Annotated in this window: 18 protein-coding genes; all 18 read left to right on the top strand. The window is 50.4% G+C overall.

Annotated elements, in window-relative coordinates:
• Positions 1–4 precede the first annotated feature (4 nt).
• The 18 genes from ACZ5N7_RS14980 (at position 5) to ACZ5N7_RS15065 (ending at position 24,009) form a co-directional block, all read left to right on the top strand.
• Entirely contained in the window at positions 5–1,546 is a 1,542-nt protein-coding gene (locus ACZ5N7_RS14980) for an NADH-quinone oxidoreductase subunit N (RefSeq protein ID WP_464655267.1), read from the top strand.
• A 149-nt stretch (positions 1,547–1,695) separates the two neighbouring features.
• On the top strand, positions 1,696–4,536 hold the full coding sequence (locus tag ACZ5N7_RS14985; protein ID WP_464655268.1) for a S8 family serine peptidase: 2,841 nt from the start codon (positions 1,696–1,698) through the stop codon (positions 4,534–4,536).
• Positions 4,533–4,784 (top strand): DUF1146 family protein, encoded by a 252-nt coding sequence (locus ACZ5N7_RS14990; protein WP_464655270.1) that lies wholly within the window; start codon positions 4,533–4,535, stop codon positions 4,782–4,784. Before ACZ5N7_RS14985 ends, ACZ5N7_RS14990 begins: the two co-directional genes overlap by 4 nt.
• A 229-nt stretch (positions 4,785–5,013) precedes the next feature.
• On the top strand, positions 5,014–6,333 hold the full coding sequence (gene murA / locus ACZ5N7_RS14995; protein ID WP_464655272.1) for a UDP-N-acetylglucosamine 1-carboxyvinyltransferase: 1,320 nt from the start codon (positions 5,014–5,016) through the stop codon (positions 6,331–6,333).
• 232 nt (positions 6,334–6,565) lie between these two features.
• Positions 6,566–7,606 carry a stage II sporulation protein D gene (spoIID, locus tag ACZ5N7_RS15000; protein ID WP_464655273.1) on the top strand — a complete coding sequence of 347 codons (1,041 nt, stop codon included), beginning with the start codon at positions 6,566–6,568 and terminating at the stop codon, positions 7,604–7,606.
• A gap of 92 nt (positions 7,607–7,698) precedes the next feature.
• On the top strand, positions 7,699–8,427 hold the full coding sequence (locus ACZ5N7_RS15005) for a peptidoglycan DD-metalloendopeptidase family protein (protein WP_464655274.1): 729 nt from the start codon (positions 7,699–7,701) through the stop codon (positions 8,425–8,427).
• Between the two features lie 166 nt (positions 8,428–8,593).
• On the top strand, positions 8,594–8,884 hold the full coding sequence (gene spoIIID / locus ACZ5N7_RS15010; protein ID WP_464655276.1) for a sporulation transcriptional regulator SpoIIID: 291 nt from the start codon (positions 8,594–8,596) through the stop codon (positions 8,882–8,884).
• A 200-nt stretch (positions 8,885–9,084) separates the two neighbouring features.
• Positions 9,085–10,083, top strand: coding sequence for a rod shape-determining protein MreB (gene mreB, locus ACZ5N7_RS15015; RefSeq protein ID WP_464655278.1), 999 nt, complete (start codon positions 9,085–9,087; stop codon positions 10,081–10,083).
• Between the two features lie 65 nt (positions 10,084–10,148).
• Positions 10,149–11,000, top strand: coding sequence for a flagellar hook-basal body protein (locus tag ACZ5N7_RS15020; protein ID WP_464655279.1), 852 nt, complete (start codon positions 10,149–10,151; stop codon positions 10,998–11,000).
• Positions 11,001–11,034: 34 nt separating this feature from the next.
• Positions 11,035–11,859 carry a flagellar hook-basal body protein gene (locus ACZ5N7_RS15025; RefSeq protein WP_464655280.1) on the top strand — a complete coding sequence of 275 codons (825 nt, stop codon included), beginning with the start codon at positions 11,035–11,037 and terminating at the stop codon, positions 11,857–11,859.
• 21 nt (positions 11,860–11,880) lie between these two features.
• On the top strand, positions 11,881–12,120 hold the full coding sequence (locus ACZ5N7_RS15030) for a DNA-directed RNA polymerase subunit beta (RefSeq protein ID WP_464655282.1): 240 nt from the start codon (positions 11,881–11,883) through the stop codon (positions 12,118–12,120).
• 297 nt (positions 12,121–12,417) lie between these two features.
• Positions 12,418–12,849 (top strand): 3-hydroxyacyl-ACP dehydratase FabZ, encoded by a 432-nt coding sequence (fabZ, locus tag ACZ5N7_RS15035; RefSeq protein ID WP_464655284.1) that lies wholly within the window; start codon positions 12,418–12,420, stop codon positions 12,847–12,849.
• Positions 12,850–12,875: 26 nt separating this feature from the next.
• Complete coding sequence (locus ACZ5N7_RS15040) at positions 12,876–14,579, top strand: phospho-sugar mutase (protein WP_464655286.1); 1,704 nt, start codon at positions 12,876–12,878, stop codon at positions 14,577–14,579.
• Between the two features lie 78 nt (positions 14,580–14,657).
• Positions 14,658–16,718 (top strand): DUF5693 family protein, encoded by a 2,061-nt coding sequence (locus tag ACZ5N7_RS15045; protein ID WP_464655288.1) that lies wholly within the window; start codon positions 14,658–14,660, stop codon positions 16,716–16,718.
• Positions 16,694–17,809 carry a polysaccharide pyruvyl transferase CsaB gene (gene csaB, locus ACZ5N7_RS15050; RefSeq protein WP_464655290.1) on the top strand — a complete coding sequence of 372 codons (1,116 nt, stop codon included), beginning with the start codon at positions 16,694–16,696 and terminating at the stop codon, positions 17,807–17,809. The genes ACZ5N7_RS15045 and csaB overlap by 25 nt, the downstream gene beginning before the upstream one ends.
• A gap of 6 nt (positions 17,810–17,815) precedes the next feature.
• Complete coding sequence (locus tag ACZ5N7_RS15055; protein WP_464655292.1) at positions 17,816–18,562, top strand: WecB/TagA/CpsF family glycosyltransferase; 747 nt, start codon at positions 17,816–17,818, stop codon at positions 18,560–18,562.
• Positions 18,563–18,799: 237 nt separating this feature from the next.
• Positions 18,800–19,909, top strand: a complete 1,110-nt coding sequence (locus ACZ5N7_RS15060; protein WP_464659299.1) for an MraY family glycosyltransferase — start codon at positions 18,800–18,802, stop codon at positions 19,907–19,909.
• Positions 19,910–20,118: 209 nt separating this feature from the next.
• Positions 20,119–24,009 carry an S-layer homology domain-containing protein gene (locus tag ACZ5N7_RS15065; RefSeq protein ID WP_464655293.1) on the top strand — a complete coding sequence of 1,297 codons (3,891 nt, stop codon included), beginning with the start codon at positions 20,119–20,121 and terminating at the stop codon, positions 24,007–24,009.
• Positions 24,010–24,122: the final 113 nt, after the last annotated feature.

Raw genomic sequence — 24,122 nt, forward strand, 5'->3', positions numbered from 1 at the left:
AGCTGTGGAACAAGTACGGCTTCAATTAGCGGATCTGGCTCATCTTTGGCCTGAATTAACGATCGTATTTGTGGCGGTTGCGCTTACGGTGATAGACCTGGTTTTTCCCCGCAGCGCAAACCGCAGCTTTCTTGGTTGGCTTTCCCTTGCCGGGGTTCTTGCCTCGCTCATCTTGGTCTGCTTCCAATTGAACCTTGAACTGCCGGTCCAGCTTTTGAACCAAAGCTATCGGGTGGATGATTTTGCGGGCCTCATAAAACTGGTGCTGCTCGGCTCCACCGCGCTGATCATCTTGATGAGCCTGGGTTCTCTCAACACAGGCGACATTCCCCACACAGGCGAATATTACTATTTGCTGCTGCCTGCTACGCTGGGCGGTATGGTGATGGCAAGCTCGGGGGACCTGATCACATTATTCGTTGGATTAGAGCTGCTGAGCATTACCTCTTACATTCTGGTAGGGATGCGAAAAAAGAATACGAACTCCAACGAGGCCGCCTTTAAATATGTCGTCCTTGGCGGAGTATCCTCCGCTGTAATTTTGTATGGAATGTCCTTCCTGTACGGAATTACCGGTTCGACCAATCTGCGGCAGATCAGCGCGGCTCTGCCGGACGCTTCGACGGCGATGCTGCCGCTGTTGTATGTCGCTTTCTTCCTGCTGCTCGCGGGCTTGGGCTTTAAAATAGCTGCGGCTCCGTTTCATATGTGGGCGCCTGATGTGTACCAAGGGGCACCGACACCTATTGCGGCCTATTTGGCGGTCGTCTCCAAAGCAGCGGGGTTTGCCATGCTGTTCCGGATCATATACGGGATGTTCGGCGTGGAAGCGATCAAGGTGCTGTTCAACCAACCTTCCGGAGCGGAGCTTGCCAATATGACCAAGGATGTTTCCTTGTCCTTGATGGTTCTGGCGGCCATCGCCATGGTTATAGGCAATGTGACGGCGTTAAGGCAGACCAACATGAAACGGCTGCTGGCTTTGTCCGGAGTTGCTAACGCGGGCTATTTGCTTGTGCCGATCGCAAACCAGTTCGCCATTCTGCATTATGCCAACTTCTCGGAGTTCATATATTATTTGACAGCCTATGCGCTGATGAACATCGGAATGTTCGCCGTCATTATCCTGATGGAGCAGTCTAACGGGCACGAGGAGCTCAGCGGCTTTGCGGGATTGTACTATCGCGCGCCTTTTACGGCCGCAGCGGTGGTTCTGCTTGTGCTGTCCTTGACGGGCATTCCGGTGACCGCCGGGTTCTTCGGTAAAGTCTACATCATGCTCGGGACGGTCCAAACGTACCACTACTGGCTTGCGGCGATTATGATCGTAACCAGCGTCATTTCCTTTTACTATTATTTCGGACTTATCCGCCAAATGTTTATGCGCAGCGATGACAGGCCCTCAGAAGTGAAAGTTCCTTTCCTTCTGGGATTAACCTGCTGGCTCTGTGCTGCAGCTTCGGTGCTTTTGGGGCTTTTTCCACAGACGATGCTGCGGTTTATCGAAACGATTTTTACCTACCAGAAAGACTTGTTTATTCTATAGACGTAACTGCCGGACAGGGCCGGGCCTTTCCTCTTGAGGGAAAGGTTTTTTTGTCTTCACGGACGGATGGTTTCTATGCTTTTTCCATCAAATCAGGTAGAATATTAGGGTGTGCGCCGATATAAAAAAGATTAAAAGGGCTTGATCCTATGAATTTTAAAAAATATATACTCTTGTTTATCTGCTTTCTGCTGTTGGCGTTTAATACCGGTGGGCCGGTTGCCTCTATCACAAGGAAATCAAATGCGGATACGATAAATCGGGCGGCGGTTTCCTCCTGGATCATAAAGTGGAAGAATGGGGTGGAACCGTCTTTTCTGAAAGAAAGCAAAGTGGTCACCGAATTCCGTGAGCTCGGCATCGTTGTCGCACGGCCCAAATCTTCCCGGCAGCAACAAAGCTGGCTCGATAAATGGAGCGCATCTCCAGCAGTGGATTATCTGCAGCCCGATACAAAGGTACAGGTTACTGCAGTTCCAAACGACCCTCTGCTGGTAAAGCAAAAATATCTGCAGCAAATCCACGCCGAAGAAGCATGGGACGTGCCTTTAAACCAGAAGCCAATTACGGTGGCGGTTGTAGATACGGGAGTGGATCTGAAGCACCCGGATTTGGAAGGAAGAATCGGGGACGGCAGCAACCTGCTCTTCCCTTCCCTGCCGCCTAAGGACGACAATGGACATGGAACCAACGTTGCGGGCATCATCGCAGCAAATGCAAACAATGACAAAGGGATAGCCGGAATCGCCGCAAATGCGCGCCTTATGCCGATTAAAGCGTTAGAGGCGGACGGCACCGGAGGAGAAGCCAAGCTCGGGGAAGGCATCCGGTATGCTGTGAATCACGGTGCGAAAATAGTGGTGCTGTCCCTGGGACTCAATAAATATTCCCCTTTTATGTACGATATGGTAAAGTATGCGGATGACAAAGGGGTATTGATCGTTGCGGCCGCGGGCAACGAAGGAATGACCGTGAAATATCCGGCCGCCTATCCGACTGTCATGGCCGTGGGCGGAGTCACCGCAGACCTGAAAGCCCACCCCAAATCGAACAGCGGACCGGAACTGGATATAGTGGCTCCATGGGACGTATTTACGACAGCGATGGGCGGAGGCTATGAATACAAGGACGGTACCTCTATGGCTGCCCCTCAAGTGGCTGCGGTCGCGGCATTGGCCTGGAGCAAATATCCGGATATGACGCCTGCCCAAATCCGCAATCTTCTCCGCCAAACGGCGCAGGATATCGGCGAGCCCGGATGGGATCCGAAAACGGGCTACGGCCTGCTCCGGGCGGACCGCGCTTTGACGCAACCCTACACTGCGGATATGTATGAGGATAACAATTCAATAGACAAGGCCAAAGCGCTGTCTATTAATATGAAAATAGACGCCGAGTTCAGCAGTCCGGCCGATCAGGATTGGTTCCGGCTGGAATCCGATTATAACGGCACCGTCCAGCTGCAGCTGGCGACAAATGACAACACATCCGTTCAAATCACCTATTACGCCAGCGGGGCTCGCAAACCGAAGACTTATTTTGTAAAGGGCAAGCAGTCCGTTTCCATTCCCGTATCCAAGGGCAAAGGCTACTTGATGCTGCAGCTCGCTGCAGAATCGAACCCGTCTACCGGGCAAGCGCCGGCCACAACTGGCGGTGCAAGCCAGAGCAAGCTGCCCGCGAATTTAAGCATGACAGCCCCGGTGCCGTACTCGCTGATTACGAACTTTACGATCGGTCCGGACGCTTATGCTGGAAATGAAAGCCAATCTACCGCTTATACGCTGCCTCCGAATACCAAAGAGATCAAAGGAGCGTTCGAAAAAGCGGACGACCAGGATTGGTACAAATTTGTGGCAGAAAGATCCGGCACTTTGCGCGTCAAGGTGAGCACCGATACGGGACGGATGGATCCTGTCCTCTATATCCAGCCCAAAGGGGGCAAACCTCTGATAATTGACCAGGGCGGCGACGGAGTAACGGAAACCAGCCAGCTGATGAACATTTTACCGGGCGAATATTATATCCGCGTCAGCAATGCCCAGGGAAATGCCGTGCCCATAACAGGCGAATACACGCTCAGCCTGGAATACAACATGAAATACATCGACCCGAACGAACCGAACGATAAGCCCTATGAAGCGACAACACTGGGATCGGGCACGGAATACAAAGGAATTTTAGATACGGTGGAGGATGAAGACTGGTTCAGGGCGGCTTTGGATCGAGAGAGCTTGCTGGAAATCAATCTGGGCAATATACCTGACGGACACCCGGTGGCCGTGACGGTTTATGACCGCAATATTAATCCGATCAACTCTTACGAGGTGAAAAACTCTCAGTGGAAAAGCAAGCTGAGGCTTGCCGCCGGAGACTATTACATCAAGCTTCATACCGACTCGCCTTTTGACAATCAAATGTATCTGCTCAAGGCTGACATTAGGCCGCTGTTCGGCGGGTATGTGGATGTGGCGGGACATTGGGCCGCGAATGCGATCCTGGAGCTCAGCGCGAAGCACTTGGTAAAAGGCCAGGAAGACCTCATGTTCCATCCCGACAAAGAAATAACGAGAGCCGAAGCCTTGACGATTCTCGTGGATGCTTTTGGCTTGACCAGGGAAAACGAAATTTACTTCTCTGATGTTCCCCGGACCTATTGGGCTTACGATATGGTCGCAAGGGCAGTGACAGCGGGTATTACCAAGGGATACCCTGACGGTACACTGGTGCCCGACGAGCCGATTAACCGGCTGGAGATGACCCAGCTGCTCGCAAACTGCCTGAATTATAAAGGAAAGTACAGAGGCTTCCCGCCTTTCAACGACATTCCCAAAGGCCATCCGGGGGAAGGGATCCTTAAGCAATTCAAAGCCGAAGGATGGATCAAAGGCTTTCCCGACGGGACATTCCGCCCCACTCAGCATACGACCAGGGCCGAATTTGTTGTATTGTTAACCCAAATTTTGAGATCGGGAAGGGGAAGGATATGAACTATTTTCCAATGGCCGCGTTTCCTATTTATTGGATCAGGGTAATACACATTATCATAATCCTTGCAAGTATAAGCCTTTCCTGGTGGGCACTGCAGGCCCTCCGTTTCGACATTCTGCTTGTAAGGCCAAGAAGTGTGCAGGGAAAAATTTTGCAGCTTCTTCTCTCCATTGTATTGGGATATGGTATCGCACAGTTTTTTATCGAATATTGGAAATTGTCGTTCGGTTCCTTCGGGGGGATGTAAAGCCAGGAAGTGGGGGAGAAGAGAATAACAATATGGCAATTTGTAAACAATGGATAATACTACCGTATCAAATCGGATTCTCCATACGAATAGTATGATTGGCGCCCGAAAAACAGCCAATTTCCAAGTGTTCTCAGTTGCCGGTTAAAACAAGCGAATGGTAGACTAATTAAGTCTGTATCGAACTGTGAATAAATACAAATAAAATTTGGGCGCGGAGGGACCTCGTATGTCAAAAATAATCGTCCGCGGTGGTAAAAAATTGTCGGGTAGTGTGAGAGTGAGCGGTGCCAAAAATGCAGTTCTGCCAATATTGGCGGCGTCTCTGTTAGCATCGGAGGGGCAAAGCGTAATTCTTGAAGCCCCCCCACTTGATGATGTCATGACGATTAACCAAGTTCTGCAAAGCTTGGGGGTTCAACTAGAATATAGAAACGAAACGGTAAAAATCAATGCGGAACAGATTCACACATGTGAAGCGTCATATAATCTGGTCCGTAAAATGAGAGCGTCCTTCCTCGTTATGGGGCCGCTGCTCGCAAGATTGGGCCAGGCAAGAATTTCATTGCCGGGCGGCTGCGCAATCGGTACCCGTCCCATTGACCAGCACTTGAAAGGCTTCGAAGCAATGGGCGCGGAAATTGAGCTCGGGCAAGGGTTTATCGAGGCTAGGGTAAAAGGGCGTCTGCGCGGCGCCAAAATCTATCTGGATGTAGCCAGTGTCGGCGCAACGGAGAATATTATGAGCGCGGCGACTCTCGCGGAAGGAACGACCATTATCGAGAATGCCGCCAAAGAACCGGAAATCGTTGATTTGGCCAACTATTTGAACGCTATGGGTGCCATTGTACGGGGAGCGGGCACAGGCGTAATCCGCATCGACGGAGTGGAAAAACTGAGTGGCGCTGTACATACGGTCATACCCGACCGGGTGGAAGCGGGTACTTATATGATGGCGGCGGCTATCACAGGCAGCGAAATCTACATTGAGGGCGCCATCTCAGACCATCTCACTCCGGTTATATCCAAGATGCAGGAGATGGGCGTAACGGTCATTGACGAAGAGAACGGCATACTTGTAAGAGCCGACAAGCCTCTGCGGGCCGTAGACGTCAAGACGCTGCCCCATCCGGGATTTCCGACCGACATGCAGTCTCAGATGATGGCGCTTCTGCTCGCTGCAGAAGGGACCAGCATCGTGACGGAAACCGTTTTTGAGAACCGGTTCATGCATGTGGCGGAATTCAGGAAGATGAACGCCCAAATCAAGGTGGAAGGGAGGACGGCAGTCGTCACCGGCCAAGTGCCGCTAAGTGGAGCGAGCGTTTGTGCGACCGACCTGCGTGCCGGGGCGGCTCTTATCCTTGCCGCCTTAATAGCGGACGGGGAGACCGAGATCACCGGATTGCACCATATTGACAGAGGGTACATCGATATTGAAGAGAAGTTCAGGGCGCTTGGCGCGGACTTGTTCAGAGTGGCGGATCCGGCGCCCGTCCAACTGCCCCTAGATGCAGGCAGGTTAACCGTGCAGCCGACCTGGGCATAAACAAACTGACGAAGGCGGATTCTTCTTAATGAAGAGTGCGCCTTTTTTTGTGGCATTCTTTTGGGGCCCCCCGCAAAGTATCCGGCATAGGCTTCGAAGCTTCACGTCACTTTGTGGGGTTATTTTTGTTCTATCGGCCTCTTGTCTCTCATAAAATAGTACAGCCTAAAGCAAGAGTCAGTGATTCCCGCCAACGGTCATGGTCTATTTTAAGCAGAAGACGGAGGTAAGTATGAAGATTGCGTTGAACCGGAATTTTGCACTCTGGATGTTTGTTGGAATGATAGGTTTTATGGCGGCCACCCTCCTGGTGCCGGGCTTGCTGGTTAAAAAAATCCCCAAATCCCAAGTACCCTTGAGGCCCTCCGTTCAAGCGTCCGAGAATACCCAGGCTGCAGAGAAACCGGTGCTTATTCCTGTGTACAGAAGCCAAACCCATAAAGTGGAAAGCCTGCCTCTGGAGGACTACGTCCGGGGAGTAGTTGCCGCTGAAATGCCGTTGGAGTTCGAAGTGGAAGCCCTTAAAGCGCAGGCCATTGCTGCGAGGACCTACCTCATCCGCAGATTGCAGGACCGCGATTTCAGCAGCGTCCCCGTCAAGGAGGCGTGGATTACCGATACGGTGGCGCACCAGGCTTTTATTTCCGAGGACGAGCTTCGCCGCAAATTGTCCGCTGATGAACAGGCCGCTTACTTTGCCAAACTGAACCGGGCGGTAGAGGAGACGAAAGGGCAGATTATCACGTATGAGGGAAAGCCGATCCAAGCCTTCTTTTTCTCCACAAGCAACGGGTATACGGAAAATGCAGAAGATTACTGGGGCGAATACATCCCCTATCTGCGCAGTGTGCCAAGCCCTTGGGACCGTAACTCCCCCGAATATAAACAGACGACGACGCTGTCGATCGGCCATGTGCTGCAAAGCCTTGGAGCAGGTTCGGCCATTCCGGCCAGCGCGAATTCTTTTGGAATGAAAGTTTTAGAGAAAAGCCAGGGACAGCGGATCAAGAAAATCAATGTAGCGGGAAAGGTGTTCACCGGAAGGGAAGTAAGAGAGAAGCTGGGTCTGCCTTCCTCACAATTTGACTGGAGCCGGAAGGGCGGCTCTTTGATCGTTACAACCTACGGATACGGACACGGAGTCGGGATGAGCCAGTGGGGAGCGAACGGAATGGCCAAGGAAGGCAGCACGGCGGAACAAATTTTGCGGTATTATTACGACGGGGTAGAGATCAGTCAAGCCCCTCCTCTGGCAGCACTGACAGGCTCCTGAGAAACTCTTCTATATTTTATTTCAAAAATCTATCACCCTTGAGTATAAAACAACAGGTTCTGGCAACAATGAGTTACTGAGGTGATGATAGAATGAATGAAAACCAGAAAAACGAAAAAAAAGAAGAGTCTCCTAAACTGCTAGAAGGAGCTCAACAAGCTTCAACGTCTGGATGGAAAAGATTATTGTCCAAGAAATGGGTATTTCCGGCGACGTACATGGCAGCTGCGGCAATTATCTTAACCTTAATGTGGGTCTATCAAGGCTCCGGGACAAAGAACCATTCGGCGGATTCCACAGGCCTGACAAGCAGCAAATCCGTAACGGACACGGTATCGAAACCCGATTCCACACCGGTTATGGCGAGCTCCGAAACGATGCAGTGGCCGGTTAAGGACAAGAATGAGCTGCAGGTTGTGCTTCCTTTCTATGACAAGAACGGCTCTAACGAGGTAAGACAAACCGCGATGGTAGAGTATGACAACACCATGATTCCTCACGTTGGAGTGGACCTCGCCAGAAACGACAACCAACCGTTCGATGTGCTGGCAGCGATGAGCGGCAAAGTCTCTCTCGTGCAGAAGGATCCTTTGGTGGGCAATATCGTGGAAATCACGCACGGCAACGGTTATGTTACAGTGTACCAGAGCTTGGCTGATGTAAAAGTGGCGAAAGACGACCAAGTGAAGAAAGGCGATGCCATCGCCCAGGCGGGACGCAGTGAACTGGAGAAGGACCAGGGAGTCCACGTTCATTTTGAAGTTCGCCAAGGCGCCGACGGTGCCGCCGTCAATCCGGAGCAGTTGATTAGCCAGAAGTAAATCTTCTCGTATAAGCAGTGGGGAAAACTTGATCCCTGCTGCTTTTTTTTTAGTGAAAATGAAAATAATTATGACAAACTGAGCTTGTCAGGCTTGGAAACAGAGAATATATGGTGGCACTCCTCATATAATGTACCAAACTAGCTTGAGGAAAGGGGCGAGGGGAGTGCACGATTACATCAAAGAGCGAACCATTAAAATCGGACGTTGCCTGGTGGAAACAAAACACACGGTTAGAACCATAGCCAAAGAGTTTGGAGTTTCCAAAAGTACGGTGCACAAAGACTTGACCGAGAGACTTCCAGAGATCAACCCGGAGCTGGCCAACCAAGTGAAGCACATTCTGGAGTACCACAAGTCGATCCGCCACCTTCGCGGAGGAGAAGCGACCAAAATCAAGTATCGGAAAACAAGAAGCCCCAAAGCAGCGGAGCAGTTAATTACTGCCAAATTATAATGCCTGATCTCTTGCATCTCTTTATTCTCTTGCCGTATAATATTTTGTTGGATACAATCCATAAAAAAGAGGAAATTTGTCGTTATATGGCGAATTATACACATAGATGACAGATCCGCCCGCTTTTACTGGATGAACGGTTGGCATAGAGCTGCGGGGTAACCGGCTCCGTTTGGCTTAGCTTAGGAGGATAAAGGAAGATGTTTAACAAGGATATCGGTATTGATTTGGGCACAGCTAATGTTCTGATTCATGTAAAAGGGCGCGGTGTAGTATTGAACGAACCCTCCGTTGTAGCGATTGAAAGCGAAACGAAGAAAGTGCTGGCCGTAGGGGAAGAAGCCCGGCGCATGGTGGGGCGCACCCCGGGCAACATTGTTGCAATTCGTCCATTAAAGGATGGTGTAATTGCGGATTTTGAAATAACCGAAATGATGCTAAACTACTTTATTCAAAAAGTGGGAGGCAGAGGATGGTACAACCGTCCGAGAATATTGATCTGCGCTCCCACAAACATAACCTCCGTGGAGCAGAAGGCGATCCGCGAAGCGGCCGAGCGCTGCGGCGCGAGGGAAGTTTTCCTGGAGGAAGAGCCTAAGGCGGCCGCCATCGGAGCGGGTATGGACATTTTTCAACCGAGCGGCAATATGGTGGTGGATATCGGCGGCGGAACGACGGACGTGGCTGTGCTGTCCATGGGGGAGATCGTGACGGCATCCTCCATTAAGATTGCGGGCGACAAATTCGATAATGCGATCACGAAGTTTATCAAAAATAAGTACAAGCTGTTGATCGGCGAACGGACTGCGGAAGATATTAAATTGAAGATCGGAACGGTGTTTGCGGAAGGACGGGACGAGCGTATGGATATCCGGGGCAGGGATATGGTCTCCGGGCTTCCGCTGACGATCAGCATCTCGTCGGCTGAGGTGCAAGATGCGCTGTGGGACCCCGTCGCTTCCATCGTGGCTGCGGCCAAGAACGTGCTGGAACAGACGCCTCCGGAGTTATCGGCGGATATCATCGACCGGGGCGTGATCCTCACAGGCGGGGGAGCCCTGCTTCACGGCGTGGACCAGCTGCTGGCTGACGAATTGAAGGTGCCGGTCATTGTGGCTGAGGATCCAATGCATTGCGTGGTCAATGGAACCGGGGCGATGCTTCATAATCTGGATAAAGTATCCAAACATAAATTTTAACGACATCCCTGCCGATATAGATAATATATCGGCTTTGCCGCATTGTGCCTAAGGAGGATAAGAACTTGTTAAGAGGCCTGTACAGCGCCGCGTCGGGAATGATTACACAGCAGAGAAAACATGACACAGTCACGAATAACATTGCAAATATAAATACACCGGGCTACAAACAGGGTTATTCCGTTTCCCGTTCGTTTCCGGAAATGCTCATAGCGAAGATCCGCGATGATTCCAGCCAGGGCCGCATGCCCCTCGGAAAAATCAATACCGGAGTATACACGGAAGAAATTCCGACAATCTATACACAGGGCGATTTGATGGAAACGCAAAATTCCTATGATTTTGCACTTGTATCCGACATACGGGTGCCGAACATGAACTTTGACGCTTCCGGCAAATCCAGGAACGCGGACGGAACGGTTGTCTATCAGCCTCAAGCCTACTTTACCGTGCTTGGTCAGGATGGGGAGCAGCGCTTTACGCGCGATGGCAAATTTACCGTAGACCGCTTGGGGCAGCTCGTCACTGCTGGAGGATTACGGGTGATGGACACCCGGAATCAACCTATTACCATTACGGAACCGGTAAAATTGGCGGCTAACGGCGTTTTAACGACAGAGACTGGACAAGCGGTGGCGACGCTGCAGATTACCCGGGTGGACAACCCGCAGAAACTGCTCAGCGAAGGGAACGGGATGTTCCGTGTGAGCCCGGATGACCAGAATACGGCGGCTCCTCTGGCCGATTTTACCGGAGTCCAGCTGAAGCAGGGTTTTATCGAGCGCTCCAACGTCGATTCTACGCAGGCTATGGTAGACATGAATACTGCGCTGCGGGCATATGAGGCCAATCAGAGAGTGATCCAATTTTATGACAAAAGCATGGAGAAGGCTGTCAGCGAAGTGGGAAGAGTGTAGCGGATGACGGCCCTTTTAAATAGGAGGTTCCTGAATGAATAACTCTATAATAAGCGCCTCGGTCTCCATGAATGCTTTACAGCAAAAATTGGATATGATGGCTAACAATATTGCTAATGTCAACACGGTAGGGTATAAAAAGAAAGAGGCGTCCTTCCAGGATGTTTTGACAAATATCAGCAGCCAGCCCAAAAGCTTTCAAGAAGAGGGCAGATTGACTCCGCTTGGCATTACTCATGGCTACGGCTCCATGCTCGGCGCGGCAACATTGAACATGTCCCAGGGAGCGGTCAAGGAAACCGGCAATCCCCTGGATCTTTCCCTTGAAGGTGAGGGGCTGCTGCAGGTCGGCGCGAATCAATGGACTCGGGACGGGTCTTTGGCGCTTTCGATCAATCCCCAGGCTCCCGGCACTTTGCTGCTGACAACCAAGGACGGGAAGCGGATTATCGGGGCTGATGAGCGGCCGGTTTCGGTTCCGGCCAATACCCGGCTCGAGATTCAACCTGACGGAGTCATAATGTCTTACAATAACGCCGCCCCCGGCACGGCGCCTGTAAGAGCAGGACAGATCAAGCTGGTGCGGGTCCTGCGTCCTCAGCTTTTGCAGCAGTCGGGGGATAACCTGTTTGAGCTCCAGCCCGGAGCAGCCTACAACGACGTTCTTCGTACGGAACTGCCGAACCCTGGCAATCCCAATTCAATCAAGGTTCGCCAAGGCTTCCTGGAGCAGTCCAACGTCGATGTTGCACAGGAGATGACGGAGATGATGAATGTGCAGCGCGCTTTTCAGCTGAACTCCAGAGCGATCCGTTCTTCCGATACGATGATGGGGCTCGCGAATAACTTGCGCGGATAACGAAAATGAGGAGCTTTAACGATGACGGAACAGGAACAGGAAGACGTTCAGCCTGCTAAACGTGCGCCTTCCAAGCTGCTGCGCTCAGGCTCTATCCTGCTGAAGATCTGCAAGGAGCTAAGAGTTCCCCTGCTTTGTGCGCTCACTCTCGCAGCGGGATTGTTGATCGGATATGTTTACATCGGTAAAGGCAGCCTGCGCGAGGCCTGGATGTTTTCAACATGGAAGCATCTATTCGAACTGATATTCGCTAACACATAAAGAGACTTCCCCGTGTGCGCAGCACATCGCAGATGGGGCAGCCGAACTCTCGCTTTCAGGTATATCAACTCCCTCGGGGAGTTTTTTTTTTGTGCCGGGGAAGGTATAATGTAAGTGGTGTCTTTGCGCCAAACTTGCATAACTGCAGAAAAAAGAGCATAAGCAAGGAATACTCCCGGCGAATGCTCCCTTATATCAACCTCCACTACTGCAGCTCGTGAAGGGACAATGTTATTGTAAGTTATGTCGCAGCCTTTTATACCAATCGATACCAATTAGTGGGAGGAGCACTCGGACTTGTTGAACGCTGAGGAAATTCAAAAGATTATTCCCCACCGCTACCCGTTTCTGTTGGTGGATAAGATTCTGGAACTGGAGGAAGGGGTAAAAGCTGTCGGGCTGAAAAATGTAACCGTAAACGAACCCTTTTTCCAGGGGCACTTTCCCGGATATCCGGTCATGCCCGGAGTGCTGATTGTCGAGGCTTTGGCCCAGGTGGGCGCTATCGCCATGCTGAGCTTGGAGGCAAACCGGGGCAAGATCGGCTTGTTTGCGGGCATAGACGGCCTTCGTTTCCGTGAGCAGGTGGTGCCTGGGGACACACTCCATCTGGAAGTGGAAATTACCAGATTAAAAGGTTCCGTCGGCAAAGGACAAGCTCTGGCCAAAGTCGGTGACAAAGTAGCGGCCCAGGGAGAATTGATGTTTGCGCTGACTTCTCCTTTCTAAAAATTCATTCAAAAAGGGGTAATCTTATGAGCGAATCCAATCGAGTGAAGAATTTGTATGAGCTGTGGTTGAATGATCCGATGATCGATGACTCGACGAAGTCCGAACTGAAGCAGATTGCGGAGCAAGGTTCCGAAGTTGAGGACCGTTTTTATAAAGATTTGGAGTTTGGCACTGGGGGTTTGCGCGGCGTTATAGGAGCAGGTACAAACCGCATCAACAAATATACGGTGGGCCGGACGACTCAGGGACTTGCGGAGTATATCCTGCGCCAGAAAGCGGTGCGGCCTTCAGCTGTGATCGCTTACGATTCCAGAAACCAGTCTCCCGAGTTTGCGCTGGAAACCGCGCTTGTGCTCGCCGGCAACGGAATTAAAGCTTATGTGTTCGAATCGCTCCGTCCTACACCCGAGCTGTCTTTTGCCGTTAGAAAGCTGGAAGCGACGGCGGGAGTGGTCATAACGGCGAGCCATAACCCTCCGGAATATAACGGATATAAAGTGTATGGCGCCGATGGCGGCCAATTGGTGCCTGAATTCGCCGAGCAGGTGATCGGGTGTATCAACGATGTCCAATCTTTCTCGTCCGTCCGCAGGATTGACCGGGAGAAGGCGGAAGCCGAGGGCATTCTGGAATGGATCGGCGAAGAGATCGACCGGGCGTATATCGCAGAAGTGGCTGCTATCAGCCAGAATCGGGAGACAGTGAAGAAGATCAGTCCGGATTTCCGTATTGTCTATACTCCGCTGCATGGCGCAGGCAATCTGCCCGTTCGCGCGGTATTGAAAGAGATCGGATTTGAGCAGGTGCACGTGGTGCCGGAACAGGAGAAGCCGGACGCCAACTTTTCTACCGTGAAATCTCCCAACCCTGAAGAAAAGGATGCATTCCGCATCGCGATCGGACAGGCTAAAGAGCAGAATGCCGATATCATCATCGGAACCGACCCCGACTGCGACCGGATGGGAGCGGTGGTGAAGGATCCGAACGGTGAATATTTCGTGCTTACGGGAAATCAATCCGGAGCGATAATGGTCAACTACCTGCTCTCAAGCATGAAGCAGCAGGGCAAGCTGCCGGCCGCCGGCATGGTCATCAAGACGATCGTGACGAGCGAGATGGGGGCGGTCATCGCCAAGCATTACGGAGTCGCGACGATGGACACGCTGACCGGGTTCAAATATATCGGCGAACAGATGACCAAATTCCTGCAAACGGGCGAGCATCAATTCCTGTTCGGCTACGAGGAAAGCTACGGCTATTTGGCGGGCACCTACGCGCGGGACAAAGACGCTGTGCTGGGTTCGATGTTAATTTGCGAAGCGGCCGCTTATTATAAAAGCCAAGGTAAAACATTATACGACGTGCTTCAGGATCTGTACGAAACGCACGGCTACTTCCTGGAAAGCCTGGAGTCGCGGACGTTGAAAGGCATTCAGGGCGTCGAGCAGATCCAGGCCATCATGGAAGACTGGAGAAACAACCCTCCGGCGGAAGTGAATGGGTTAAAAGTCGCCCAGAGGGAAGACTACGCACAAGGCATACACGGTCTGCCTAAAGAGAATGTGCTGAAATTTATTCTTGAAGATTCCTCCTGGTTCTGCTTGCGGCCTTCCGGCACGGAGCCGAAAATTAAAGTTTACTTCGCCGTAAAGGGTTCCTCGGTAGATAATGCGGCGGCTAAACTGAACGATTTGAATAAAGCTGTGATGTCGAGGGTAGACGGATAATTTTTTGGAAACAAAAAAACCTCTTTAGGACAGCAGTGTCCTGAAGGGGTTTTAGAATGTACGACAGCATGTGAAGGAGTGGAAGAGTTGGTCCAATGGTACAAGCAGTGGAATCATAGGCTGCAAAAAATATTATGGTGGGTTGTCATCGCCGGTCTGGTGGCTTCCATCCCTATGGCAGTGAATAGAATTAATCGGGAACAGTCGGCGAATAAGGTGGAATTTGTTTTCGATTACCGCAATTTGCTTGAAATATCCGATTACAGGAGCAATCCGGCCGGGTTCGTCGCGGACCAGTTAGATCAGCTAAAGAAGGCGGGCGTGCATTCTTTGGCTTTCTACGAATCGTCCCTTAACGAACTGAAGCTGGAACGCAAGATTGAGTTGTTTAATTCAAGAGACGCCAGAGCTTTGAACCAAACGCCGATTTCACCTACCGAAAACTTCACTTATCTGCTGTTTGCTGATGCGCAGGCGGAGAAGCAGTATAAACCGGTGATACAAAAAGCATTTTCTTCGATCGGCGTCAACACGCGGCCTTGGAGCTATAAAAATCAACCGGGGTTGATTATTGAGATGCCCATGGACGAAGCCGTGTTAAAACCGATGGACCCCGATTTCGCCACCATGAGCGAGTTAAAGGCGCAAGGATTCCATCCTGTGATACGGTTGTCAAACCGCAGGGCGTTTGTGCCGGAACAATACGACGCCATGTTGGGCGAAATGAAGAAGCTGGGAGTATCCCGGTTGATTATAGACGGTGAAGAAGTGCCGGGGTATAACGACGATCCGAAACGATCCGGTTTAAAGGACTTCTCAGCGCTGTTGAAGAAGCATGGCATCGGCCTGAGTGCGATCGAGCTGCTTAAACAGCCGCAAAAAGGGTTCGACAAAGTCGCCAAGGATATAGGCTATAATGTAGTAAGGCTCCATTCCTTTACGGAAAAAGATTCGGACAAGCTGTCCGAAAGCTTATCCGGGGCGGCACTCAAGCAGCAAATCCTGACCACTTCGGACCGCTTCGTGCTGGCAGTGAAGGACCGCAACATCCGCATGGTCTTCCTGCACGCCCACGCTACCAAAAATGCGGATAAGGCCAAAATTGCGGACCCTTTAAATAGTATCTATGCTTCACTGCAGGGGCCCGATGGAGCTGTGAACCGGATTCAGCACTCAGGCTTCACACTAGGGCAATCCCAACCTTTCCAATCCGTCACTCCGGGCTGGATGAAATTTGCGAAAATCGTGCTGTTTGCTGCAGCCCTTTCGCTGCTTGCTTTGACAGTGAGCTACTTTGAACCTGCACTGGCTCTGGCTGTATTGGCGCTGGGGGTATTTGGGGCTGCCGGACTCTATGTGGTTTCTCCAAGCCTGTGTTCCCAGCTGTTAGCTTTGGCCGCAGCCATATGCGCGCCAAGTGTGGCCATGATTCGGGCCATCCGCACGGTGGAAAGCGGCGCTGCACAGAAAGCGGGGTCTCGTCTGGGCTTCAGCTTGCAGCTCTTCTTGAGAACCACGGTGACTTCCCTGATGGGTGTCTTGTTTATTATCGGATTGCTGAACGGAATCACTTACTCGCTGCTGCTTGAACAGTTCCGGGGCGTGAGCGCGCTGCACCTGCTGCCGATCGTAATCACAGTTATCTATTTGCTCTTTTACAGCCGGCCGCTTACCCTGTCGCAGAGGGCGGGTAAAGTGGGAAGTGTGCTGAAATACAACATCAATGTGCTGTGGATCATAGTGGCGGGAGCTGCTTTGGCCGCCATTTACTATTATTTGACGAGAACGGGGAACGCGGGACAAGCTTCGGCTTTCGAAATTTACTTCCGCTCGTTCCTGGAAAACACATTAAGAATAAGGCCGCGGACTAAAGAATTCCTCATTGCCCATCCTCTGTTTATCCTGGGCGCTTACTTATCCGTCAGATATAAGAACGCGGTGTATGTGATGTTGATTGGGGTAATCGGCCAATTATCCATCGTTGATACCTTTGCCCACCTGCATACTCCCGTTATGATCTCGGCGATAAGGATCACCTACGGTATTGTGTTCGGAGTGCTGACAGGCATCGTGTTTATAGTTGTCTGGGAATTTATTGCAAGGAGTTGGAACCGATGGGCTCCGGTGTCAAAAGAATAGCCCTCTCGGGCTATTACGGCTTTAACAACAGCGGCGATGAAGCTGTGCTTCAATCGATTCTGCTTGCTCTGAAAGAACAAGGAACGCAGCAGGGAATCACTTTTGAACCGCTGGTGCTGTCCATTAATCCGGAGCTGACCCGGGAAATGTACGGCGTCGAGGCGGTTCACCGGATGAAACCTAGGGAGGTGCTTCGCGCCCTTCGATCCGTTGACGGATTAATCAGCGGGGGAGGCAGCCTGCTGCAGGATGTGACCAGCGGCAAAACCATTCCTTATTACACCGCTGTAATTAAATTGGCCCAGTGGTTAGGGAAGCCTACCTTCGTTTACTCCCAGGGTATCGGACCGGTTAACCGAAAGAGCTTCTTTCCGCTCATCCGCTCCGCTTTCCGGAGCAGCAAGTATATTTCCGTCAGGGACAAGGAATCAGCGGGTCTTTTGCGCGAGATTGGACTGTCTGAATCACGTGTGGACGTAGTGCCGGATCCTGTCATGGGGTTGCCGTTGCGATCAGTAGAAGCTTCTGAACATAAGGGCACTGAACCGGTTATCGGAGTTTCCGTCCGTTATTGGAACGAGGACCGCTCCGAACTGGACGGGCTGGCTTTGGCGCTTCGCAACGTTATGGCAGAGGAGCAACAGGTGAGGGTGCGGTTCCTGCCGTTTCATCTGCCCTCGGATGAAGAGGCATCCCGCTATGTAGCGGACCGGCTGGGTGCTGAATATGCAGGGCGGATAGAAACCGCGCGGGGAATCACGCATCCTCAAGACATGCTTGCAGAGGTGGGAAGGTGTTCGCTGCTCATCGGCATGAGGCTGCATTCCTTGATATACGCTGCTTCACAATACGTACCAATGCTCGGGATTTCGTATGACCCCAAGATAGACCAGTTTCTTCGCCGTTTGGACATGTCTGCATCAGCTTCAGCCGCGAACCTGTCCTCAGATAAACTGGCTGGCGAGGCGCGGGAGCTGTTGCACCATCCTCAGCAATGGATCGACTCCAAAAAGCAGCTGATCGACGGACTTAAATCACAGGCCCAGGAGCCCGCCCGGCAGATTGCCGTATATTTACGAAATAAAGGATGAGATGGGATGAGTATACCTAAAGTGAGCCTCTTCGGCATTCCTTTTTCCAAAATGAATATGAAGCAAACCGTGGATTATTTAACTGCAGTTATCGAGCGGAAAGAACCCCATCAAGTCATTACGGCTAACCCGATTATGGTGATGGCGGCTTTGGAAGATCCGAATTATTCGGAGATGATGAGACGGGCCGAATTGATCGTTCCGGACGGCGCGGGGGTCGTATGGGCCGCGGAGTACGTGGGCAATCCGGTGGCTGAGCGCGTAGCGGGCTACGATCTTCTGCATGAGCTGATGAAGGCGGGCGAGCAAAAGCAGTGGAAGGTTTACCTGCTCGGGGCGTCAAGTGAGGTCATTCAAGCAAGTGCGGCGAAGCTTAAGCTGATGTACCCGAAGATTGAAGTTGTCGGAGCCCATGACGGCTTTTTCGGGGAGGACCAGGACGCGGAGGTTATTGCGGAGATTAAAGCGGCGGCGCCTGATCTGCTCTTTGTCGGACGTTCGGCATCTACTCAGGAGCCATGGATCGACAAATATAAAAAGCAGCTGTCCGTCCCGGTCATGATGGGTGTCGGCGGCAGTTTCGACGTCCTGTCAGGTAGAACGAAGCGGGCCCCAGTGCTGTTTCAAAAACTCAAATTGGAATGGTTCTACCGTCTGCTCAAGGAGCCATGGAGATACAAGCGAATGCTGGCACTGCCGAAATTCGCAGTCAAAGTGATGCGCGAGAAGAAAACGGTGCAAAATCCAAGGTAATTGTTACAATATAGAGAAAAGCGCCTAAAAACCGTGGAAAACGGTGCTCGCCTTCCTCTAATAAGAACGTTATAATAAATGCGGCACTCTTTTGAATTAACCTTCATTGGATGCCGCATTTCAGTTTTGTGGTTTCATAATTGTTCAGATTTGGTTACTCAGTAGTAGGCTAAATGGGAGAAAGTTATTTCGCCAATAAGTGATTTAGAGGGGAAAGTGAGAATTACAATGCAATCAATGTATTTATTATACGGAATCGGTTTTGCCGCTGCTTGTCTTATGGCGCTGCTGCTCACGCCCTTGGTGAAGAAGTTTGCTTTCTGGGTAGGAGCCGTAGATGCGCCGAACCATCGTAAAGTTCACACCCGGATTATGCCGCGTTTGGGAGGCCTCGCGATTTTCCTGGCTTTCTGCGGTGCATTTCTCATCATTTCCCCTGCTATCGATTCTATTAATTTCAATGTCGCGCTTGGCATTCTGCTAGGCGGCACGATTATCGTTATTGTCGGTGCGCTCGATGACCGTTTTGATTTGTCGCCAAAAGTGAAGCTGCTAGGCCAGATTATTGCCGCTTCCGTTGTCGTTGCGTTTGGAGTGGAGATTGATTTTCTGAATATCCCGTTCGGCGATACCACGATCTCCTTAAGCTGGCTGAGCATTCCACTGACTATTCTCTGGATTGTCGGAGTGTCGAACGCCATTAATCTGATTGACGGGTTGGACGGCCTGTCGGCGGGAGTATCCGCTATTGCTACTTCAACCATTATGGTAGTAGCGTTGATGATGGGCAACGTAACCGTCGTATTGCTGAGCGTTATTTTGCTGGGAAGCATCATCGGATTCCTGTTCTTTAACTTCCATCCGGCTAAAATTTTCATGGGCGATTCCGGGGCGCTATTCCTGGGCTTTACACTGGCAGCCTTGTCTGTACTAGGCTTTAAACAGGCTACCATGGTATCGCTGCTGATGCCTGTGATGATTCTGGGCGTTCCTTTGTCCGATACGTTCTTCGCGATCCTCAGGAGATACGTCAACAAGCTGCCGATTTCGGCGCCGGACAAGAATCATCTCCACCACTGCTTGCTGCAGCAGGGATTCAGCCATCCGGTTACCGTTTTGATCATATATGCACTCTCTTTAATGTTTGGAGCTTGCGCCGTGCTGCTGTTCTATTTTAAGGCAAGCTTAACCGTTACTATTGTGATTCTGGCCGCGGTGCTCTTCGTCCTCATCCTGGGTGCGGAGGCAATCGGTATTATAAGCAAGAACAAGAAACCTGTTCTGGGCCTTATCAATAAAATCGGAATCAAGACCCTCTCTATCACGAGAGGCCGAATAATGAAATAAATCGTATTCTTTTCGAACCGTCAAGCTTAAGCTTGGCGGTTTTTTTTTCAAAATAATAGAGAGTATAAATATTGGGAGTCCGTGGGGTTCCATTTTTTGCCATGTCCGAAGAAGTTTCTGTCTTTTTTTGCTAAACAAAAGATTCGTATCTGCCGATATAGACCATGTAAGAAACTGTGTTTTAGATCAAAGGAGAGGAATTCTAAACGATGAAGAAAAAGATGCTGCATTGGGTAATGATCGTGGCGCTTATAGTAACGCTTCTGCCCGTGTCGTTGGGCAATCAGGTTCAAGCAGCTACGGGAGCCGGTTCTTTTTTCCCAGACAGTGCGGAGCTTGGCAAAACAGCCAATTTTATCGATTTAAAGGATAATGCGGCTTCAGACGCCGGCCTGCAGAGGGCAAACGTCTATATTTCCAGCGGAAAAACAATGTCGATCAACGGATCGTTTCAGGGAGTGGAAAGCAATTCCTTGTCGATTCGAGTAGACCAGCTCAGGAAGAAGTCGCCTGCCGGTTGGGAAGCCGATCCAACACATTATAATATTGCTTCTGTCACTTTAGATGCTAATTCTTCAAAACGTTTCCAAGCGAATATTGTTGAATTGTTCCCGGGGTATAACCAGATTACGATTTCGGGCAAACAGGGAAATACGCAGCCTGCAGACACTTTCTTTGTCCTTTACGAGGAGGCTCCTTATCTGCAGAATCTCCAAGTGCTCTCCGGTTCGGCCCAACCCCAGTACCTTAACGAGGGGGTCAGAACGGTTGTAACCAATAATTTGATCTCTTTACAAGGTAAAGCGCCTAATGCCACGGAAGCAGTAATCAATGGTTTCTCTACCAGTCCTCTGGCGGACGGGACTTTCTATATTTCGGGAGTGCCCTTAAATCGAGGTTTGAACACCATCAGCATGACATTAAAAACAGCTACGTCCAAAGTTGATCTTAAGAGACAAGTTTATTTGTATGACGCAGGCAATCCGTTCTCCAGAGTGAACATTGAACATATTGGAGATTTGCCGGCTTCTATCCTGGACTCGGGCAACCAGCCGCTTCTGACGGGCCAGACACCGACGGGTACGAATGACGAGAGGGCCAATCTGGATATTGAAATGTTGGTGCCTTACAGCAGCGCACCGTTTTCCTCTTCTGACGCTAATCAATATATCAACATCAATGCGGCTACTCCAGGTAAGGCCAGTGATATCGGTTTCGATCCGGCCAGCCTGAAAGAGGAAATAATTAAAGGCAGCGACGGGGTAACCAATGCTTATAAATTGATTAATTTTAAAACGAATCCATACAGCTTTCCGGCTTCATCGAATCAAACCGTAACTCTGAACGTATACTACAATTCGCTGCTCACCCTTAACTCCGGGTTTAAATATTACCCAGGAGATACGAAAATCTCCAACATTCAGCTTATCACTGAAAATGTCCTGCCGGTAGGAACGGAGTATAAAATCACTGGAACCACAGCTACAACCCCTCTGGATAAAGGAGAAGTAAATAAGTCCGATTTTTATGTAGTGGTGGAAAGCGATAAAGCCATCGGAAGTGATTATAATGCAGCATCTCCTCAAGGTAAAACGCTTCAAGTTAAGTTTCCAGACGGAACTGTTAAGTCTTTGACCGCGGAAACGAATTGGAACTACTATGATTCCAATGCATCAGGTGTGCAAACTTTAAACAAGAACAAAGAAATTTACCATGTGACCAACCTGCCCAGCGGAGTCAACAGCCTGTTGTTTTATTACACGGCCAATCAATCCGCATACAGTACGATGGTTACCAGGATATCCAAAAGCTATATTTATCTGGAAAACCCGATCGACGGCCAGGTCGTAAATTATAACTCCAAGTCCGAACCGGGTAAGATTATTTCGATTAAAGGGCAGTTCATAGGATTCGAGAGCGTCCAACAGCCACAGTACGAATTTTTCATTAACGGCAAAACAACTTACGTTGATCCCTCAAATGCAGCAAGCGCACCATTGTTTACTCTTGATACCACCGGTATACCGCAATTGCTGAAATTCACAGCTAATGCAGTCATCGGAACCCATCTTAATGTGGGTGAGAACCGCATCCGGATTGTCGGTAGATATCAGGAGAGCGGCAGCACGCGAGAAGTAAGCAAAGAAATCAAAATCGTTATTTTTGACACTAACATACCGACGATCCTTAAGCTTCAGCCTTCTTATATAAATCGTAAAGCGGACAATACACTGGACAGGGTTGCCCTAACAGATCCGGCTCTTTTTACAATCCTGCCTGAACAATTGCAGAATAAATCCGGCAAATATGTGACGAGCCTCAAAGAATATGACCTTGTATTCCAGCTTAGCGGAGTTGATAGAGTCAGGTTGACTCAGGGCGGCAGCGAGGTTCTTGCGGACCAGCCTATAACCAACTTTGCCAGCGGCGCCGCAGCCAATGTAGAGTGCAATCCTTGTACATCGGCCAGCTCGGTGATCAGGGTGAAGGACCGTTTGTTCGATAACCCGGGAAGCCATATTTATACTCTGGAAGTAACCAATTCAAACGGTGCCAAGAACACTCAAACCCTGGAAATCGTAAGAGAACCTTCCGGTTACCGCAAGGTATCGCCGGTTCCTACGGTGGACGATAAAATTGTAGTGAACAAAAACTTTGTGGACATTATCCTCGAAGCGGAAGCCGCGCAGGAAGTATTGATTGACGGAAAGCCGGCTGTGAGACTGACAGGCACCGATATGTACCGGGCGACTTATATGGGCTTGAAACCCAATAAGGAGAATGCGATCAAACTGCAGATCAAACGGAACAGCACGGCTCCAATCAACGATACGCTCAGAGTGTATTACACCAACTCGAACCAGAATTACGAGCAATTTATGGAGCCGTTGTCCACCAAGCACTCCGTGTTTAACGGCGCACTGAATCTGACTTTCCCTAAAGGAACGATTCTTAAATCGGCAAACCCGAACGATCCGAAGAACTTCAAGTTCTATGAAAGCCAGAATCTGCTGTTCGGATTAGCTGACCCGGCAACGGGGGCCGTCGCTCTCCGAGACGACGCAGGCAATACCATCAACAACAATGAAGGACTGGCCGCGAATTTTACTGCTACCAGCGTACTGAGACATTTTTCCCGTATCTCTGATGTTTACTGGCTGTCCGGAGGGTATGGAGAATCTCCGACAAATAAAAAATTGGATGGCGTTCTGCCGATTTTCAAAGATGGTACGGATATCAGGGCATTTACCGATCCGCAATTAACAAGCAGAAGGCTGGTACCCACCGAAAGAGGTACAATCACATTGAAATTTGATCCTTCGGTGGTGCAGGATGCGGGAACAGTGGTGTCTGTGCTTATGCTGAACGACCAGGGGCAATGGAAGATACTAGGCGGCGAAGTCGATACGACTAAGAACACCATTACCGTTCCATTCGATCAATTTGGATATTATATGGTAGGAAAAGGAAAAAGCAGCTTTCTGGATGTTGCCAGGCACGGGTGGGCGAGAAATATACTGTCCGCAATGTTTGCTAAAGGATATATGCCTGCATTGTATTACAACGACATGGGTGCGGATGAGAACATTACCCGCGGTGAATTCGCCAAAATTCTTGTCAAAGCATTCAACCTTCCTTTGATCACCGATGACAAAAACACGTTTGTAGATGTTTTGTCGGGCTCCAGCTCTCCGAAGTGGGACTATTACAGCATTGAAACCGCCGCAAGAGCCGGGATTGTCACCGGTATGGAGAACAACGTGTTCGCTGCCGACCAGCTGCTGGAAAGACAGCAGGCAGCGACCATGATTGCCCGCGCGAATGAGTTGAAGCTTTCCATGCGGGGAGATAAGCTCGATGCTTCTTTGGATAAAATATTCACGGACCGTCCGCAGATCGATTCTTACGCAAGACCGGCGGTGGAAGGCGTCTACAAGGCCAAGATCATGGAGGGCATACCGAACGTCCTGTTCCAGGGCCAGAAACAAAGCTATCGTTTTGAGCCAAAAGCTTACCTGACCCGTGCTCAAGCAGCCCAAATTGCGGTAAGAGTAATACAGAGTAGCAGCAGCAAGGTGTTCCCTAAAAACTTCGATTAATATTGTTGCTTAAGGCGTCCCGGACTCTATTCGGGACGTTTGTTGCGTTAATGAAACTAAAAATCAACTTGCCTTTCACACCCTTTCCTTCCAAATACTGCATGATGACGAAA

Source organism: Paenibacillus sp. JCM 18996, assembly GCF_055392555.1.

Excerpts from the sequence above, each read along its gene's own strand:
- ACZ5N7_RS14985 (WP_464655268.1), top strand. The coding sequence starts at position 1,696 with ATGAATTTTAAAAAATATATACTCTTGTTTATCTGCTTTCTGCTGTTG.
- ACZ5N7_RS14990 (WP_464655270.1), top strand. The coding sequence starts at position 4,533 with ATGAACTATTTTCCAATGGCCGCGTTTCCTATTTATTGGATCAGGGTA.
- murA (WP_464655272.1), top strand. The coding sequence starts at position 5,014 with ATGTCAAAAATAATCGTCCGCGGTGGTAAAAAATTGTCGGGTAGTGTG.
- spoIID (WP_464655273.1), top strand. The coding sequence starts at position 6,566 with ATGAAGATTGCGTTGAACCGGAATTTTGCACTCTGGATGTTTGTTGGA.
- ACZ5N7_RS15005 (WP_464655274.1), top strand. The coding sequence starts at position 7,699 with ATGAATGAAAACCAGAAAAACGAAAAAAAAGAAGAGTCTCCTAAACTG.
- mreB (WP_464655278.1), top strand. The coding sequence starts at position 9,085 with ATGTTTAACAAGGATATCGGTATTGATTTGGGCACAGCTAATGTTCTG.
- ACZ5N7_RS15025 (WP_464655280.1), top strand. The coding sequence starts at position 11,035 with ATGAATAACTCTATAATAAGCGCCTCGGTCTCCATGAATGCTTTACAG.
- ACZ5N7_RS15030 (WP_464655282.1), top strand. The coding sequence starts at position 11,881 with ATGACGGAACAGGAACAGGAAGACGTTCAGCCTGCTAAACGTGCGCCT.
- ACZ5N7_RS15040 (WP_464655286.1), top strand. The coding sequence starts at position 12,876 with ATGAGCGAATCCAATCGAGTGAAGAATTTGTATGAGCTGTGGTTGAAT.
- csaB (WP_464655290.1), top strand. The coding sequence starts at position 16,694 with ATGGGCTCCGGTGTCAAAAGAATAGCCCTCTCGGGCTATTACGGCTTT.
- ACZ5N7_RS15055 (WP_464655292.1), top strand. The coding sequence starts at position 17,816 with ATGAGTATACCTAAAGTGAGCCTCTTCGGCATTCCTTTTTCCAAAATG.
- ACZ5N7_RS15060 (WP_464659299.1), top strand. The coding sequence starts at position 18,800 with ATGTATTTATTATACGGAATCGGTTTTGCCGCTGCTTGTCTTATGGCG.
- ACZ5N7_RS15065 (WP_464655293.1), top strand. The coding sequence starts at position 20,119 with ATGAAGAAAAAGATGCTGCATTGGGTAATGATCGTGGCGCTTATAGTA.